The sequence below is a fragment of the Halomonas borealis genome (assembly GCF_004798905.1).
GTDB classification, from domain to species: Bacteria; Pseudomonadota; Gammaproteobacteria; order Pseudomonadales; family Halomonadaceae; genus Halomonas; species Halomonas borealis.
In genome coordinates this window covers 204,506-218,706 of sequence record NZ_SDMO01000003.1, presented here as the reverse complement: position 1 = coordinate 218,706, position 14,201 = coordinate 204,506, and the positions used below count along the sequence as shown (strand labels likewise).

Genomic DNA, 14,201 nt, shown 5'->3' with positions numbered 1-14,201 from the left:
AGCATGCTACGCGCCGTGCTACTGGCCATGGCCCTGCAGGTCGTCGTCCTTCCGCTCCAGGCGGCCGATCAAGACTGGCCCGCCTGGGCACGCTTCAAGGCCAACCTGGTCGACGCCAGCGGCCGCGTCATCGACCCCTCCGACCCGCGTCGGATCACCACCTCGGAGGGGCAGAGTTACGCGCTGTTCTTCGCCCTGGTCGCCGACGACCGCGACACCTTCCAGCGCGTACTCGACTGGACGCAGGAGCACCTGGCCAAGGGCGACATGGGGACGATGCTGCCCGCCTGGCTATGGGGGCGACGCGACGATGACCGTTGGGGCGTGATCGATGCCAATAGCGCCGCCGACTCCGACCTGTGGCTCGCCTATACCCTGCTGGAGGCCGGCCGCCTGTGGCAGCGCCGCGACTACCGTGTGCTGGGGCAACGCCTGGCCGCGCGCATCGCCCAGCAGGAAGTCGTCGATCTGCCCGGCTTCGGCAGCATGCTGCTGCCCGGGCGCATGGGCTTCACGGGCGACGCCCGCTGGCGTCTTAATCCCAGTTATCTGCCGCCGCAGCTCATGGCCCGCCTGAGCGCACTGGGCGAGCCCTGGCCGGAGATCGCGCGCCGAGTGCCCAGCCTGCTCATCGATAGCGCCCCGCGCGGGCTGGCGCCGGACTGGGTCGCCTGGCGAGCGGACCACGGCTGGCAGCCAGACCCCCGGCATGGCGCGTCCGGCGACTACGATGCCATTCGCGTCTACCTGTGGCTGGGCATGCTCGCCGACGACGCGCCCCACCGCGACGCGCTGCTCGCGCATTTCCTGCCCATGCGCGACCTGACCGCCGAGCGAGGCGCGCCCCCGGAGCGCATCGATGCCCGAAGCGGCGAATCCCGGGGCACCGCCAACACGAGCTTCTCCGCCGCCCTACTGCCGTTCCTGGTGGCCACCGCCGGCGACGACGCTTCCCCGGCCAGGCGTCAGCGCCAGCGGATCGCCAACGATCCCGTCGATGCCGAGGCGTACTACGGCCAGGTCCTGACGCTGTTCGGCGTCGGCTGGGACCAGGGGCGCTATCGCTTCGCCGCCGACGGCACCCTACACCCGGCCTGGGAGACACCATGAGAGACACCCGCCTGCTGTCCACGACGGTACTGTGTGCCCTGCTGATCGGCATGGCCTCCCCGCTGCTCGCACAACCGCTGCCCGACGCAGCCCCGCAAGAAGCCCGCGTCTCACCTACCGCGTACCTGCTCGAGCAGGTACGCCTGGGCGAGGCACGGCACAACGAGGCGATCGTCGCTCAGGCGCTGGAGCGGCTGAGCGCGATGGCTCCGGACGACCCGCGTATCCTCGAGGCCAAGACTCGGCAGGCCCTGCGCCGCGATGATGTCGGCGAGGCCGCACGGCTGGTCGAGCGCCTGAGCCGGCTGGCGCCTGCCAGCGACGCCTACCGGCTGGCACGCCTCAACCTGTCACTGGCCGGCGACGAGTCCGGCAATGCCCTGGGGCAGGCCCGCCTGCTCGCCACCGCGGGGCGGCTCGAGGCGGCCAAGGCCGCCTACGACACGCTGTTCGCCGAGGGCCTGCCGACCCTGGCGCTGGCGCTCGAATACTGGCAGCTGGCCGCACGCCTGCCCGGTGGAAGCGAGCGCGCCATCGCCGCGCTGCGGGGCTGGGAGGCGCGCTATCCCCAAAGCCCCGAACTCGGTTTCGCCCTGGCACGCCTGCTGCTTGGCGAGGACCGCCAAACCGAGGCCGAGCGCTACCTGTCACGCCTGTCCGAGGATTCGGGGTCGCGCCTCGCCGCGGCCCGCCTATGGCGCGACACGCTGCGCGAGGCCCCGGCAAGCGACGCCAGCGTGACCGCCTGGGAGCGCTTCCTGCGCCGTTTCGGCGCTACCGAATATGCCGACGAGGCCCGACAGACCCTGGCCGAACAGCGACGCCTGCTGGCCAACCCCGCCTACCGGGCACGACAACGCGGCCTCGCACGACTGGCTCAGCAACAGGGCACCGCCGCCGAGGCCGATATCCAGCGCGCCCTGGCGGCATACCCCGACGACGTCGAACTGCTCGGCGCGCTGGGCATCATTCGCCTGCGCCAGGGTCGCCATGATGCCGCCCTGGCACGCTTCGAGCGTGCCCGGGCCCTGGACATCAGCGGTCTCAGCGGCGACAAGTGGGCCACCTTGATCGCCACCGCTCGCTACTGGCAACAGATACGACAAGGCGATGCCGCCCTGGCCGCTGGCACGCTCGACCAGGCCGAACGAGCCTACCGCAGCGCCAGCCGGCTACAGGATGACGCTTCCCGCGCCTGGCTGGGGCTCGGCGACGTGGCCCGGCAGCGCGGTGAGTCGGGGCCTGCCGAACGCGCCTACCGCCAGGCCCTCGGCCGCTCGCCCGGCTCGGCCACGGCACTGACACGACTGGCCGAACTGTATGCCGCACAATCCCCACAACGCGCCGTGGACTTCATCGACGCCCTCCCGGCGGCACAACAGCGCCTGTTGGCCGATACCCGCACCGCACTGCACCTCGACACCCTGAAGCACGAAGGCGAGCGTTTGGCCGCGGAGAGCCGCTGGGATGCGGCGGCTCAGCGCTTCGCCGAGGCTCGTACGCTGGCTCCCGACGACGTGTGGCTGACCTACGCCCTGGCTCAGGCGCTGCAACGCCTGTCACAGCCGGCGCGCGCCGATGCCGCCTTCGCGGACCTGTTGTCACGCCTCGCGACACCGCAGGCGCTCGCTCAGGGGCGCTATGCACAGGCGCTCTACCTGTCCGGCGACGATCGCGATCAGGCGGCGCTGACCAGCCTCGAGCGTATCCCGCCAGCCCAACGCGACGACGATATCCGTGCCCTGCGGCAACGCCTCGAGCTCACCCGCCTCCTGGCCCGTGCCGAGCGGCTGCGCGAGGCCGGCCAGGCCGAGCAGGCCAGGCGGCTGCTCGCCGTCCAGGCGGACAATGCCGACCTCGAACAACGCCTCGGCGACTGGGCGCTGGCCGACGACGAGCCCCGGCTCGCCGAGCGCCATTATCGACAAGCGCTGCGCCTGGCCCCCGACAGCGTCACCGCCCGACTCGGGCTGGTGGATGCGGCGCTGGCCCGTGGAGATGACGAGGCGGCTCGACGGACCCTGGCCGCCTTCACGCCACCCGACGACGACCTCAATGCGCGACGCCGCACGGCCAATGCCTGGTCGGCACTCGGCGAGCCGGCACGGGCTCAACGCCAGGCCGACGCCCTCATCGCCATGCCCACGACGAGCGACGACGCCCTGCTGTGGCGTGACGCGGCACGCATCGCCAACGCGGCGGGAGACTCGACCACGGCCCTGGCACGCTATCGACGCGCGCTGGCCATCATCGAGCCGACCGACCCGGCCATGCTGAACGACGATGCGGCGTTCAGCCGAGCCCTGCGCTCCCGGGAAGACGATGACTGGCTGGCCGCCAGCCTGCGCGCCGACGCGGCGGCTCTCTATCGCTCGCGCCACACCCACATCCGCGCCGACCGCCTGGTCCAGAACGATAGCGGCACCCACGGCGTCTCGGAGCTGACCACCGCCACCGACATGCTCGAGATCGATACCCCCTTCGGCGCGGGGCGTGGCTTCCTGCGCCTGGATCGCGTCGCCCTGGATGCGGGGCGGCTGGAGCGGGATGGCGGCGGCCTCAATCGCGATGAATTCGGCACTTGCGCCGCCACCGGCTGCCGGAACGACTTCGATCAGCAGGATAGTGGCGTCAGCGTCGGTGTGGGCTGGTATGACAACACCTGGCGCGTCGACGTCGGCACCACGCCCATCGGCTTCGCCGTGACCGATTGGGTCGGCGGCCTCGAGTACAACGGCGAACTCGGCCCGCTCTGGGCCACGGCCGAGCTCTCACGCCGCCCGCTCACCGGCTCTCTGCTCAGCTATGCCGGCACCCAAGACCCCAACACGGGCAAGACCTGGGGCGGCGTGCGCGCCACCGGCGTCGACCTCGGCCTCGGCTACGACCAAGGCGGACCCAACGGCGTCTGGTCGAACCTCGGCGTGCACCACCTGTCAGGCGAGAACGTGCCGGACAACCAGCGCCTGAGGCTGATGGGAGGCATCTACCACAAGCTGATCAATCGTCCTGACGAGCGCCTCAGCATCGGGGTCAACACCCTGGCCATGCACTACCGCGAGAACCTCGGCGGCTATTCATTCGGCCAGGGCGGCTATTACAGCCCACGGCGTTACCTGTCGTTCAGCCTGCCGGTGGGCTATCGACGCCGGACCTCCGACTGGAGCTGGTCGCTGGAGGCCGCCATCTCCCACTCCTGGACCGAAAGCGGTCCTCGCGAACGCTACCCGCTCGGGGACGCCTTTTCGGCCTCGCTCCCCGACGCCACGGCCCGCGACGCGAGCAGCCGAGGAGGTGGCATCGGCTTTTCCGCCGCCGCCACCCTCGAACGACGCCTCTCTGCCCACTGGCGGGCCGGCCTGGCTCTCGATGCTCAGCAGTCGGAAGGCTATTCACCGAATGCGCTGCAATTCTATCTGCGCTTCTCTCCCGCGCCGTGGCAGGGCGACCTGGACCTGCCGCCGGCGCCCCTGACACCCTATGCGGATGGGGGATGACGCGAACACCCGGCCGGCCAGGCAAAGACCGAAGCACGCGTGCCGTGGCGCGTCAGCGCGGCAGCGCCGTTCCGGAGTGAGGCTTGACCTTGCCATGCTCTACCATGCTATCTATGAGGCAGACCATCGCTTTCATCGACACAGGAGAGCCGCCCATGCAAGTGAAGACCCACCCCGAATGCCCGAAATGCGGTAGCCGAGTCAAGCGGCTTCCCCCGGGGCGTGAGGATCAATACCACGTCTACTGCGACGGCTGCGGCCACGATTTCGGGCGCTACGACTACCTGCAGACCCAGTTCCGTCACCTGCTCGACGACGTGGAAGCGCACCTGAAGGAGCATCGCCGCTCGGACGACGGCACCGCCTCCTGAGCGTCATGCGACGCAACGCGAGCTCCGCAAACGACGACGCCCGGGCCAGTGATGGCCCGGGCGTCTTGCGTTCGTCCGATAACGCGGGGGATCAGCCCAGCCAGCGACGCGCGTTGCGGAACAGGCGCATCCAGGCACCGTCCTGGGTCCACTCGGCCGGCCGCCAGGAGTTGGTCACCGCCCGCACCACGCGTTCGGGGTGCGGCATCATGGCGGTCACACGGCCGTCCGGCGTGGTCAGGCCGGTGATCCCTGAAGGCGAGCCATTGGGGTTGGCCGGATAGCGCGTGGTGACCTGGCCGTAGTTGTCCGCGTAGCGCAGCGCGACCTGGCCGGAGCCCTGCATGCCGCGCAGGTGGCCGCCGTCACGGAACTCGGCGCGGCCTTCACCGTGAGCCACGGCGACCGGCAGCAGCGACCCCTGCATGCCGGAGAGCAGGATCGAGGGGCTCTCCTCGACCCGCACCATGGCCACCCGGGCCTCGAACTGTTCGGACTCGTTGCGCACGAAACGCGGCCAGTCCTCGGCGCCGGGGATCAACTCCTTGAGCTGGGCGAGCATCTGGCAGCCGTTGCACACCCCCAGGGCGAAGCTGTCGTCGCGGGCGAAGAAGCCGGCGAACTGCTCACGCGCACGCTCATTGAACAGCACCGACTTGGCCCAGCCGCCGCCGGCACCCAGCACATCGCCGTAGGAGAAGCCGCCGCAGGCCGCCAGCCCCTTGAATTCCTCGAGGCTGACGCGGCCCGCGAGGATATCACTCATGTGCACGTCGACCGCCTCGAAGCCGGCACGGTCGAAGGACCAGGCCATTTCCAGGTGACCGTTGACGCCCTGCTCGCGCAGCACCGCCACCGCCGGCTTGGCGGTGTTCACGAAAGGCGCGGCGATGTCTTCGTCCACGTCGAAACTCGGCGCGGCGGAGAGACCCGGGTCGCGACCATCGAGCAGGCCATCGAACTCGTTCTTGGCACACTCGGCGTTGTCGCGCAGCGCCTGCATGCGATAGCTGGTCTCGGACCAGGTGCGCTGCGCCAGCAGCCGAGTCGTCTCGAGCAACGGCTCCTCGAACAGGGTCACGCGGACCTGATCGTCGTAGCGCGGACGGGCGATCACGCCGCAGCTCTCGAGGCCGGCGCCGGCGAACTGCGCCAGCACGTCTTCGGTGTGCTCGCGGGAGACCTGGATCACCGCGCCAAGCTCCTCGGCGAACAGCGCATTGAAGGCCTCCGGGGGTTCGTCGATCAGCCAGTCGAGCTTGATCTCGAGTCCCGCATGGGCGGCGAAGGCCATCTCCAGCAGGGTGACCAGCAGGCCACCGTCGCTGCGGTCGTGGTAGGCCAGCAGCCTGCCGTCGGCGTTGAGCCCCTGGATCACCGTGAAGAAGGCCTTGAGGTCCTCCGGATCATCCAGGTCCGGGCACTCGTCGCCCACCTGACCATAGACCTGGGCCAGCGCCGAGCCACCCAGGCGGTTCAGGCCGCCGCCCAGGTCGATCAGGATCAGGTCGGACTCGTCCTGGGTCAGGTCGATCTGCGGCGTCAGCGTCTGCATCGCATCGGTGACCGGGGCGAAGCCGGTGGTCACCAACGACAGCGGCGCGGTGATGCTCTTCTCCTCGACCTCGCCCTTGTCGTTCTCTTGCTGCCAGGCGGTGCGCATGGACATCGAGTCCTTGCCCACCGGCACGGCGATGCCCAGCGCCGGGCACAGTTCCATGCCCACGGCGTGGACGGCGTCATACAACGCCTGATTCTCGCCCGGATGGCTGGCCGCACTCATCCAGTTGGCGGAGAGCTTGACGTCGCCGAGCTTGGCGATCGGCGCGGCGGCCATGTTGGTGATGGTCTCGGCCACCGCCAGCCGGGCGCTCGCCGCGGGGTCGATCAGCGCCACCGGCGGGCGCTCACCCATGGCCATGGCCTCGCCGGCATGGGTGTCGAAGGTCGCGGTGGTCACGGCCACGTCGGCCACCGGCACCTGCCAGGGGCCGACCATCTGGTCGCGGGCGACCTGGCCGGTGATCGAGCGATCGCCGATGGTGATCAGGAAGTTCTTGGAGGCCACCGTGGGCAGGCGCAGCACGCGGTCCATGGCCTCGCGCAGGTCCAGGTTATCGAGCATGATCCCCGGCAGGGCTCGCTGCTCGCGGGTGAACTCGCGCTGCATCTTGGGCGGCTTGCCGAACAACACGCTCATCGGCAGATCGACCGGCTTGGTGTCGAAGTGGCCGTCGCGGACCTCCAGATGATGCGCCTCAGTGGCCTCGCCGACCACGGCGTAGGGACAACGCTCACGGGCACACAGGGCATCGAAGGTGTCGAGATCCTGCGGCGCCACGGCGAGCACGTAGCGCTCCTGGGCCTCGTTGCACCAGATCTCCAGCGGGCTCATGCCTGGCTCGGCGTTGGGCACCTCGCGCAGCGAGAAGCGGCCGCCGCGCTCGCCATCCTTGACCAGTTCCGGCAGGGCGTTGGACAGGCCGCCGGCGCCCACGTCGTGGATGAAGCAGATCGGGTTGTCGTCGCCCAGCGACCAGCAGCGGTCGATGACCTCCTGCACGCGGCGCTCGATCTCGGGGTTGTCACGTTGCACGGAGGCGAAGTCCAGGTCGGCACTGGAGGCGCCGGAGGCCATCGAGGAGGCCGCGCCGCCGCCCAGGCCGATCAGCATCGACGGCCCGCCCATCACGATCAGCTTGCCGCCCACCGGGATGTCGCCCTTCTGGACGTGATCCTCGCGGATATTGCCGTAGCCGCCGGCGATCATGATCGGCTTGTGGAAGCCGCGGCGCTCGACGCCGTTGGCCCCCAGGGCATCCTGCTCGAAGCTGCGGAAGTAGCCGGTCAGGTTGGGGCGACCGAACTCGTTGTTGAAGGCGGCGCCACCGACCGGCCCCTCGAGCATGATCTGAAGCGCACTGACGATGCGCTCAGGCTTACCGTAGTCGAAGGCCTCCCAGGGCTGCACGAACTCGGGGATACGCAGGTTGGAGACGGTGAAGCCGGAAAGCCCTGCCTTGGGCTTGCCGCCGATGCCGGTGGCCCCCTCGTCACGGATCTCGCCGCCGGCGCCGGTAGCGGCACCCGGATGCGGGGCGATCGCCGTGGGATGGTTGTGGGTCTCCACCTTCATCAGGATGTTGACCGGCTCCTGATGGGCGGCGTAGACGGCACGCTCGGCGGCGGCACCGGTCAGCGGCGCGGCGAAGAAGCGCCCGGCCCGGCTGCCACGGATCACCGCGGCGTTATCGCTGTAGGCGGAGAGGATGTCGTCCGGCGAGGCCGCATGGGTATTGGTGATCATCTTGAACAACGAGCGCGGCTGCGCCTCGCCGTCCACCACCCAGTCGGCGTTGAAGATCTTGTGGCGACAGTGCTCGGAGTTCGCCTGGGCGAACATCATCAGCTCGACGTCGGCCGGGTTACGACCGAGGCCCTGGAAGGCCTCGCACAGGTAATCGATCTCGTCCTCGGCCAGCGCCAGGCCCAGCTCGACGTTGGCCGTTTCCAGTGCCGGACGGCCACCGCCCAGGAGATCCACCTGGCCGAGCGGTGCCGGCTCGTGATGGGCGAACAGCCGGCTGGCATCCGAGGCATCGAACAGCACCGTCTCGGTCATGCGGTCGTGGAGCGCCGCGACGACGGCCTCATAGGCCTCCTCGGAGAGCTCACCGGCGAAGCGTACCCGATAGGCGATGCCGCGCTCGAGGCGACGGATCTGGGTCAGGCCGCAGTTGAGGGCGATGTCGGTGGCCTTGGACGACCAGGGCGACTGGGTACCGATGCGCGGCACCACCAGGAACAATCGCCCGTCGTCCCCGGCGCCGGCCTCGTGGGTCGGGCCATAGTCCAGCAGGCGCTCGAGCAGGCGACGATCCTCGTCCCCCAGCTCGCCTTCGTGGTCGACGAAGTGCACATAGTCGGCGCCGAGCGCCTCGACCTGTGGCGCCACAGCGTGCAACGCTTCGAGCAGCTTGGCATGACGGAAGGCAGAGAGGGCGGGCGCACCACGCAGTTCGAGCATATCCTGGGGCCTCTGAAACAAGCAGAATGCAATAAAGACGGGGGCCGCGGCCGGCGGCAATGAGCGCACATGATACTGGAAAGCGCGGGCGGCGAGAAATCGGCGTGGATGACAGCCGCCGGGCGGCTGGGTAAGGTGGCGTCACCCATCGCATCCCGATATCACTATGCTGGCATCCTTGCTCGACCATCTCTGTCGCCGGCGGCGAGGCTACGCGACCCTGTGTGCGCTACTGGGGCTCGCCCTGATCACCGACCGCCCGAACCGCGCGCCTGGCCCGCAGCTGGAAGGCGTGCTGGCGCGCGATTTCCTGAGCGTCCAGACCCGCCACACGCCCACGACCTACTACGAGGGCCGCCAAGGGCCGACCGGCTTCGAATACGAGCTGATGCGGCGCTTCGCCGACCACCTGGGCGTCAGCCTCAACCTCGACGCCGATCACGATATCGCCGAAGCGCTGGAGGCGGTACGCCGCCGGGGCGACCTGGGTGCGGCCGCCCTGCCCCTGGACCCGACCCGCGACGGGCTGATGTACAGCCGGCCGATCATGCCGTTGCAGCCGCTGCTGGTGTATCGCCGCGGCCTGCCGCCCCCGGATGGCATCGACGACCTCCGGGGGCTTTCGATCGGCACCCTGAGCGGCACCGGCACCTCGCGGGTGATGCGTGAGCTGCAAGCCGAGCATGACTGGCTGAGCTGGCAGGAAGCCGATGATATCGAGGTCTCGGCGCTGCTCGGGCAAGTCGCCGACGGCGGTCTGGACGCCGCCGTGGTCTTCGAGCACCAGTTCCGGCTGAATCGGCTGTTCTTCCCCGCGGTCGAGGACGGCTTCCGCCTGGGACGGCCTCTATCGCTGGCCTGGGCCTTCCCTACCGGCCAGGGCCTTGGCCTCGTGCGCGCGGCCAACCGCTTCCTCGAGCAGATGCAGGACGACGGGCTGCTGGCCCGCTTGGAGACGCATTACCTGGGCCGCGACAACTATCTGGAGTACGTCGGCGCCCGCACCTTCATCGGCCATGTTCACGAACGGCTCCCCGACTACGACGCACTGTTCCGCGAGGCCGCCCGAGATAGCCAGTTCGACTGGAAGCTGCTGGCCGCGGTCGGCTATCAGGAATCTCACTGGCGGCCCGACGCCACCTCGCCCACCGGCGTGCGCGGCATGATGATGCTGACCAATGCCACCGCCGGCGAGATGAACGTGGCGGACCGTCTCGACCCTGCCCAGAGCATCGACGGCGGGGCACGCTACCTCCGTTCGCTGAAGGAACGCCTGCCGGCGTCGATCACCGGCAATGACCGCCTGTTCATGGCCCTGGCCGCCTATAACGTCGGCCTGGGACACCTCTACGATGCGCGCCGCATCGTCGAGATGCGCGACGGCGACCCGAATGCCTGGAACGACGTACGCGAGGCACTGCCGCTGTTGCAACAGCGCAAATGGCACAGCCAGACCCGCTACGGCTATGCGCGGGGCGGCGAGCCGGTCATCTACGTCCGCAACATCCGCCGTTACTACGAGATCCTGGCCTACGTGGACCGCAGCCAACAGCAGTTCCATCGCCTCAGCACCCGCCAGCAAGCCTCCCAGGACGACGTCCTCTTCGATCAAATGCCATCGAGCGGCTGAGGCCCGCGCGCACTAGACTCTATTCGTCGGCGGCGCCTGCGCCTGGACGACGTTCGGCGAAGAAGCGCTTGAGCAGCTTCGAGACTCGGCCGGCCAGCACGCCGCCCTCCACCGCCACCCGGTGGTTGTACCAGGGCTGGGCGAACAGGTTGGCCCGCGACTCGACCATCCCGGTGCGCGGCTCGGCGGCCCCATAGACCACCCGCGCCAGCCGCGCATGGATGATCGCGCCGGTACACATCAGGCAAGGCTCCAGGGTCACGAACAGGCTGCAGCCGTCGAGGCGATAGTTGCCCAGGCGCGCGCCGGCATCGCGCAGGGCGCGAATCTCGGCGTGGGCACTGGGGTCATGCCCGGCGACCGGGGCGTTGTACCCCTGCCCGACGATCTCGCCGGCGGCATTCACCACCACCGCGCCCACCGGCACCTCGCCAGCGTCTGCGGCCAAGTGTGCCTGTTCCAGGGCGCGATGCATGTAGAACTCGTCACTGCGCATGGTCGCCGACTCCCGTAAACTACACCCGATAAGACATTCGTATGACGCCATGGTCTCTGCACCTGCCATGACCCCTGGAGGATACCCGGAATGAGCGATGCCCTGAACGCCCTGGTGGATCTGCTGCGACTCGAGCCACTGGAGGAAAACCTGTTTCGCGGTCGTAGCCAGGACCTGGGCCTGCCACAGCTGTTCGGCGGCCAGGTGCTCGGCCAGGCGCTCTCCGCCGCGACCCACACCGTGGACGCCAGCCGGCGCGTGCACTCGCTCCACGGCTACTTCCTGCGCCCTGGCGACGCCAGCCGGCCGGTGGTCTACCAGGTCGATGCGGTACGCGACGGGCGCAGCTTCACCACGCGACGCATCACCGCCATCCAGAAGGGCCGGCCGATCTTCTTCTGCAGCGCCTCCTTCCACGGCCAGGAAAGCGGCCTCGACCACCAGCCGCAGATGCCCGAGGTGCCCTCACCGGAGGACCTCGACAAGGGCCATCTGCACCAGCGCCTGCCCGGCCACCCCATCGAGTTCTGCCACGTCGAGGACGACGCCGAACCCGGCCGCCCGGCGCGCCAGCGGCTCTGGTTCCGCCTGGCCGGCACGCTGCCGGACGATCCCGCCCTGCATCGCTACCTGCTCGCCTACAGCTCGGACTTCAACCTGCTGACCACCGCCCTGGTGCCCCACGGCATGAGCTTCGGCGACCCCGGCCTGCGCATCGCCAGCCTCGACCATGCGCTTTGGTTCCACCATGACGTCAAGGTCAACGACTGGCTGCTCTACGACATGGACAGCCCCTGGGCCGGCGGTGCCCGCGCCTTCAGTCGCGGTAGCATCTTCGATCGTCAAGGCCGCCTGGTGGCCTCCAGCACCCAGGAAGGCCTGACCCGCCTGGACGACTGAGCCTCAGGCGTCGGGCCCGCCGTCTCGAGCGTAGGCCGCCAGCACCGTACGCTCCGACTGCGACAGATACTGCTCGAGCAGCGTCGCGGCCGCGTCGACATCCCCCGCCTCGAAGATCGTCAGCACGCGCTGATTCATCTCGACATAGGGGGCATGCAGCCACTGCGGGTCGGCGACCCCGCTGAAGGCCAGCCGCAACTCCGCCGAGAGCTGGCGGTAGAAGGTATCCAGCCGCTCGCTGTCCGCCAGCGCCACGATCGCGGCATGAAAGGCCATGTTGTGAGTCCCCACCGCGCCCCAGTCTTCCCGCTCGCGGCTGGCCCGTGCCTGGTCGACGGCCTCGCGCATGCGCCGTACCGCCGGGTGACCGGGCCAGGCATCGCGTAGGGCACGACACTCGATGAAGCGGCGCAGCCGATAGATATCGATCAACGATGCCAGGCTCGGCGTGGTCACGAAGACCCCGCGGTGAGGCCGGTGCGTGACCAGCCCCTCGTGCGCCAGGCTCCTGAACGCCTCGCGCAGCGTATTGCGCGACACCCCCAGACGCTCCCCCAGCGCACTCTCGGACAGACGCTGCCCTGGCACCAGCTCACCGTCCACCAGCAGGCGTCGAATCTCGTCGCCGACGGTTTCGCCCAGCGCCTTGCCCGCGCCCTCTTCTGACTGCCTCTTCATGTCTTGGCGTTCCCGTTCATGGCCCTCTCGTGCCGACCATGTTCCCGGTTCGACGCCCATGCGACAAGCGCGCCCTCGGCCGATCTCGAGAGTCACGCCGGGCGATGACGCGACCAAGGTCCAATACATCGTCCGCTCCACCACCGTTATTGTTGAACAATAATATCCAAAACAGGCTACGAATTAGACCTCACGTGGCCTATCACACCACCGGGAAACGCCATCACCCCCGTCCCTGGAGTCCTTTCGCCATGGCTAACGCCTCCGCTGCAGATGTCACGCGCTCCCGACGCACCTCGCTGATCGGTGCCGTCTTCCTGATGGCGACCTCGGCCGTGGGGCCGGGCTTCATCACCCAGACCGCGACCTTCACCTCGATGATGGGCGCCGCCTTCGCCTTCGGCATCCTGGCATCGATCGTGATCGATCTGGTCGTGCAGCTGAACATCTGGCGAGTGGTGACCGTCACCGGCCTACGCGCGCATGAAATCGCCAATGCCGCCCTGCCCGGCAGTGGTTACCTGCTGGCCATGCTGGTGATGGTCGGGGGACTGACCTTCAACGTGGGCAACATCGCCGGAGCCGGCCTCGGGCTCAACGCCCTGATGGGCCTCGACACGACCTGGGGCGGGCTCGTAAGCGCGCTGGTCGCGGTGGGCATCTTCTCGTCACGCCGTGCCGGCATCGCCATCGACCGCATCATCATCGTGCTAGGCGTATTGATGCTGGCCATGACGCTGTTCGTGGCCCTGGTCTCCCAGCCACCGATCGGCGAGGCGCTGCGCCAGACCGTGATGCCGGACACCATCGACTTCGCCACCATCACCACCATCGTCGGTGGCACGGTCGGTGGCTACATCACCTACGCCGGCGCCCACCGCGTCCTGGATCGGGGCCTGGGCGGCGTGGAGAACATCGAGACCGTCTCCGGCGCCGCGCTGCGCGGCATACTGGTCACCGGGCTGATGCGCTACATCCTGTTCCTGGCCATCCTCGGCGTCGTCGCCAGCGGCGTGGTCATCGATGTCTCCGGGCACAATGCCAACCCGGCGGCCCAGGCGTTCCAGGCCTCGGCCGGCGAGCTGGGGCTGCGGATCTTCGGGCTGATCCTCTGGGCGGCAGGCATCACCAGCATCATCGGCGCGGCCTATACCTCGATGACGTTCCTGAGCGCCTTTCATCCGGCCATCACCGAATCGCTACGCCATCGTGCCACCCTGATCTTCATCGCCGTGTCGCTGATCGCCTTCCTTTCACTGGGCACACCACCGGCCGCCATGCTGGTCTTTGTCGGCGGCTTCAACGGACTGATCCTGCCGGTCGGCCTTACCCTCTTCCTGTATGTGGCCTGGCGTCGCAATGATCTGATGCACGGCTACCCTTACCCACGCTGGCTGTTGCTCTCGGGTGTCGTGGTCTGCCTTTTGACCTGGTACATGGGCTACACGTCCATCGGCCCCATCTTCGCCTTCCTGACCCCCGCGGCCTGATC

The 14,201-nt window shown here is 68.8% G+C and carries 9 protein-coding genes; 6 read left to right on the top strand and 3 right to left on the bottom strand.

Annotated elements, in window-relative coordinates; genetic code table 11:
- Positions 1 to 3: 3 nt before the first annotated feature.
- From bcsZ to ETC07_RS05225, 3 genes are all read left to right on the top strand, one after another.
- The gene (gene bcsZ / locus ETC07_RS05235; RefSeq protein ID WP_136247452.1) at positions 4 to 1,110 is read left to right on the top strand and encodes a cellulose synthase complex periplasmic endoglucanase BcsZ; all 1,107 of its coding nucleotides are present in this window, start codon (positions 4 to 6) and stop codon (positions 1,108 to 1,110) included.
- Complete coding sequence (gene bcsC, locus ETC07_RS05230) at positions 1,107 to 4,607, top strand: cellulose synthase complex outer membrane protein BcsC (RefSeq protein ID WP_136247451.1); 3,501 nt, start codon at positions 1,107 to 1,109, stop codon at positions 4,605 to 4,607. Before bcsZ ends, bcsC begins: the two co-directional genes overlap by 4 nt.
- A gap of 155 nt (positions 4,608 to 4,762) precedes the next feature.
- On the top strand, positions 4,763 to 4,978 hold the full coding sequence (locus tag ETC07_RS05225; protein ID WP_136247450.1) for a hypothetical protein: 216 nt from the start codon (positions 4,763 to 4,765) through the stop codon (positions 4,976 to 4,978).
- Between the two features lie 91 nt (positions 4,979 to 5,069).
- Here the strand turns inward: ETC07_RS05225 and purL are convergent, their stop codons facing one another.
- On the bottom strand, positions 5,070 to 9,005 hold the full coding sequence (gene purL / locus ETC07_RS05220) for a phosphoribosylformylglycinamidine synthase (protein WP_136247449.1): 3,936 nt from the start codon (positions 9,003 to 9,005) through the stop codon (positions 5,070 to 5,072).
- Between the two features lie 166 nt (positions 9,006 to 9,171).
- On the opposite strand from purL, the gene mltF reads away from it, so the two are divergent.
- Entirely contained in the window at positions 9,172 to 10,635 is a 1,464-nt protein-coding gene (gene mltF / locus ETC07_RS05215) for a membrane-bound lytic murein transglycosylase MltF (RefSeq protein WP_136247448.1), read from the top strand.
- 19 nt (positions 10,636 to 10,654) lie between these two features.
- Here mltF and tadA read toward each other — a convergent pair whose 3' ends face one another.
- On the bottom strand, positions 10,655 to 11,131 hold the full coding sequence (tadA, locus tag ETC07_RS05210) for a tRNA adenosine(34) deaminase TadA (protein WP_136247447.1): 477 nt from the start codon (positions 11,129 to 11,131) through the stop codon (positions 10,655 to 10,657).
- Between the two features lie 90 nt (positions 11,132 to 11,221).
- On the opposite strand from tadA, the gene ETC07_RS05205 reads away from it, so the two are divergent.
- The gene (locus ETC07_RS05205) at positions 11,222 to 12,031 is read left to right on the top strand and encodes an acyl-CoA thioesterase (protein ID WP_136247446.1); all 810 of its coding nucleotides are present in this window, start codon (positions 11,222 to 11,224) and stop codon (positions 12,029 to 12,031) included.
- Positions 12,032 to 12,034: 3 nt separating this feature from the next.
- Here ETC07_RS05205 and ETC07_RS05200 read toward each other — a convergent pair whose 3' ends face one another.
- On the bottom strand, positions 12,035 to 12,709 hold the full coding sequence (locus ETC07_RS05200; RefSeq protein ID WP_136247445.1) for a GntR family transcriptional regulator: 675 nt from the start codon (positions 12,707 to 12,709) through the stop codon (positions 12,035 to 12,037).
- 251 nt (positions 12,710 to 12,960) lie between these two features.
- On the opposite strand from ETC07_RS05200, the gene ETC07_RS05195 reads away from it, so the two are divergent.
- A complete protein-coding gene (locus ETC07_RS05195) occupies positions 12,961 to 14,199 on the top strand; it encodes an NRAMP family divalent metal transporter (protein WP_136247444.1) in 1,239 nt (412 codons plus the stop codon).
- The last annotated feature ends 2 nt before the right edge of the window (positions 14,200 to 14,201 follow it).

Excerpts from the sequence above, each read along its gene's own strand:
- bcsZ (WP_136247452.1), top strand. The coding sequence starts at position 4 with ATGCTACGCGCCGTGCTACTGGCCATGGCCCTGCAGGTCGTCGTCCTT.
- bcsC (WP_136247451.1), top strand. The coding sequence starts at position 1,107 with ATGAGAGACACCCGCCTGCTGTCCACGACGGTACTGTGTGCCCTGCTG.
- ETC07_RS05225 (WP_136247450.1), top strand. The coding sequence starts at position 4,763 with ATGCAAGTGAAGACCCACCCCGAATGCCCGAAATGCGGTAGCCGAGTC.
- purL (WP_136247449.1), bottom strand. The coding sequence starts at position 9,005 with ATGCTCGAACTGCGTGGTGCGCCCGCCCTCTCTGCCTTCCGTCATGCC.
- mltF (WP_136247448.1), top strand. The coding sequence starts at position 9,172 with ATGCTGGCATCCTTGCTCGACCATCTCTGTCGCCGGCGGCGAGGCTAC.
- tadA (WP_136247447.1), bottom strand. The coding sequence starts at position 11,131 with ATGCGCAGTGACGAGTTCTACATGCATCGCGCCCTGGAACAGGCACAC.
- ETC07_RS05205 (WP_136247446.1), top strand. The coding sequence starts at position 11,222 with ATGAGCGATGCCCTGAACGCCCTGGTGGATCTGCTGCGACTCGAGCCA.
- ETC07_RS05200 (WP_136247445.1), bottom strand. The coding sequence starts at position 12,709 with ATGAAGAGGCAGTCAGAAGAGGGCGCGGGCAAGGCGCTGGGCGAAACC.
- ETC07_RS05195 (WP_136247444.1), top strand. The coding sequence starts at position 12,961 with ATGGCTAACGCCTCCGCTGCAGATGTCACGCGCTCCCGACGCACCTCG.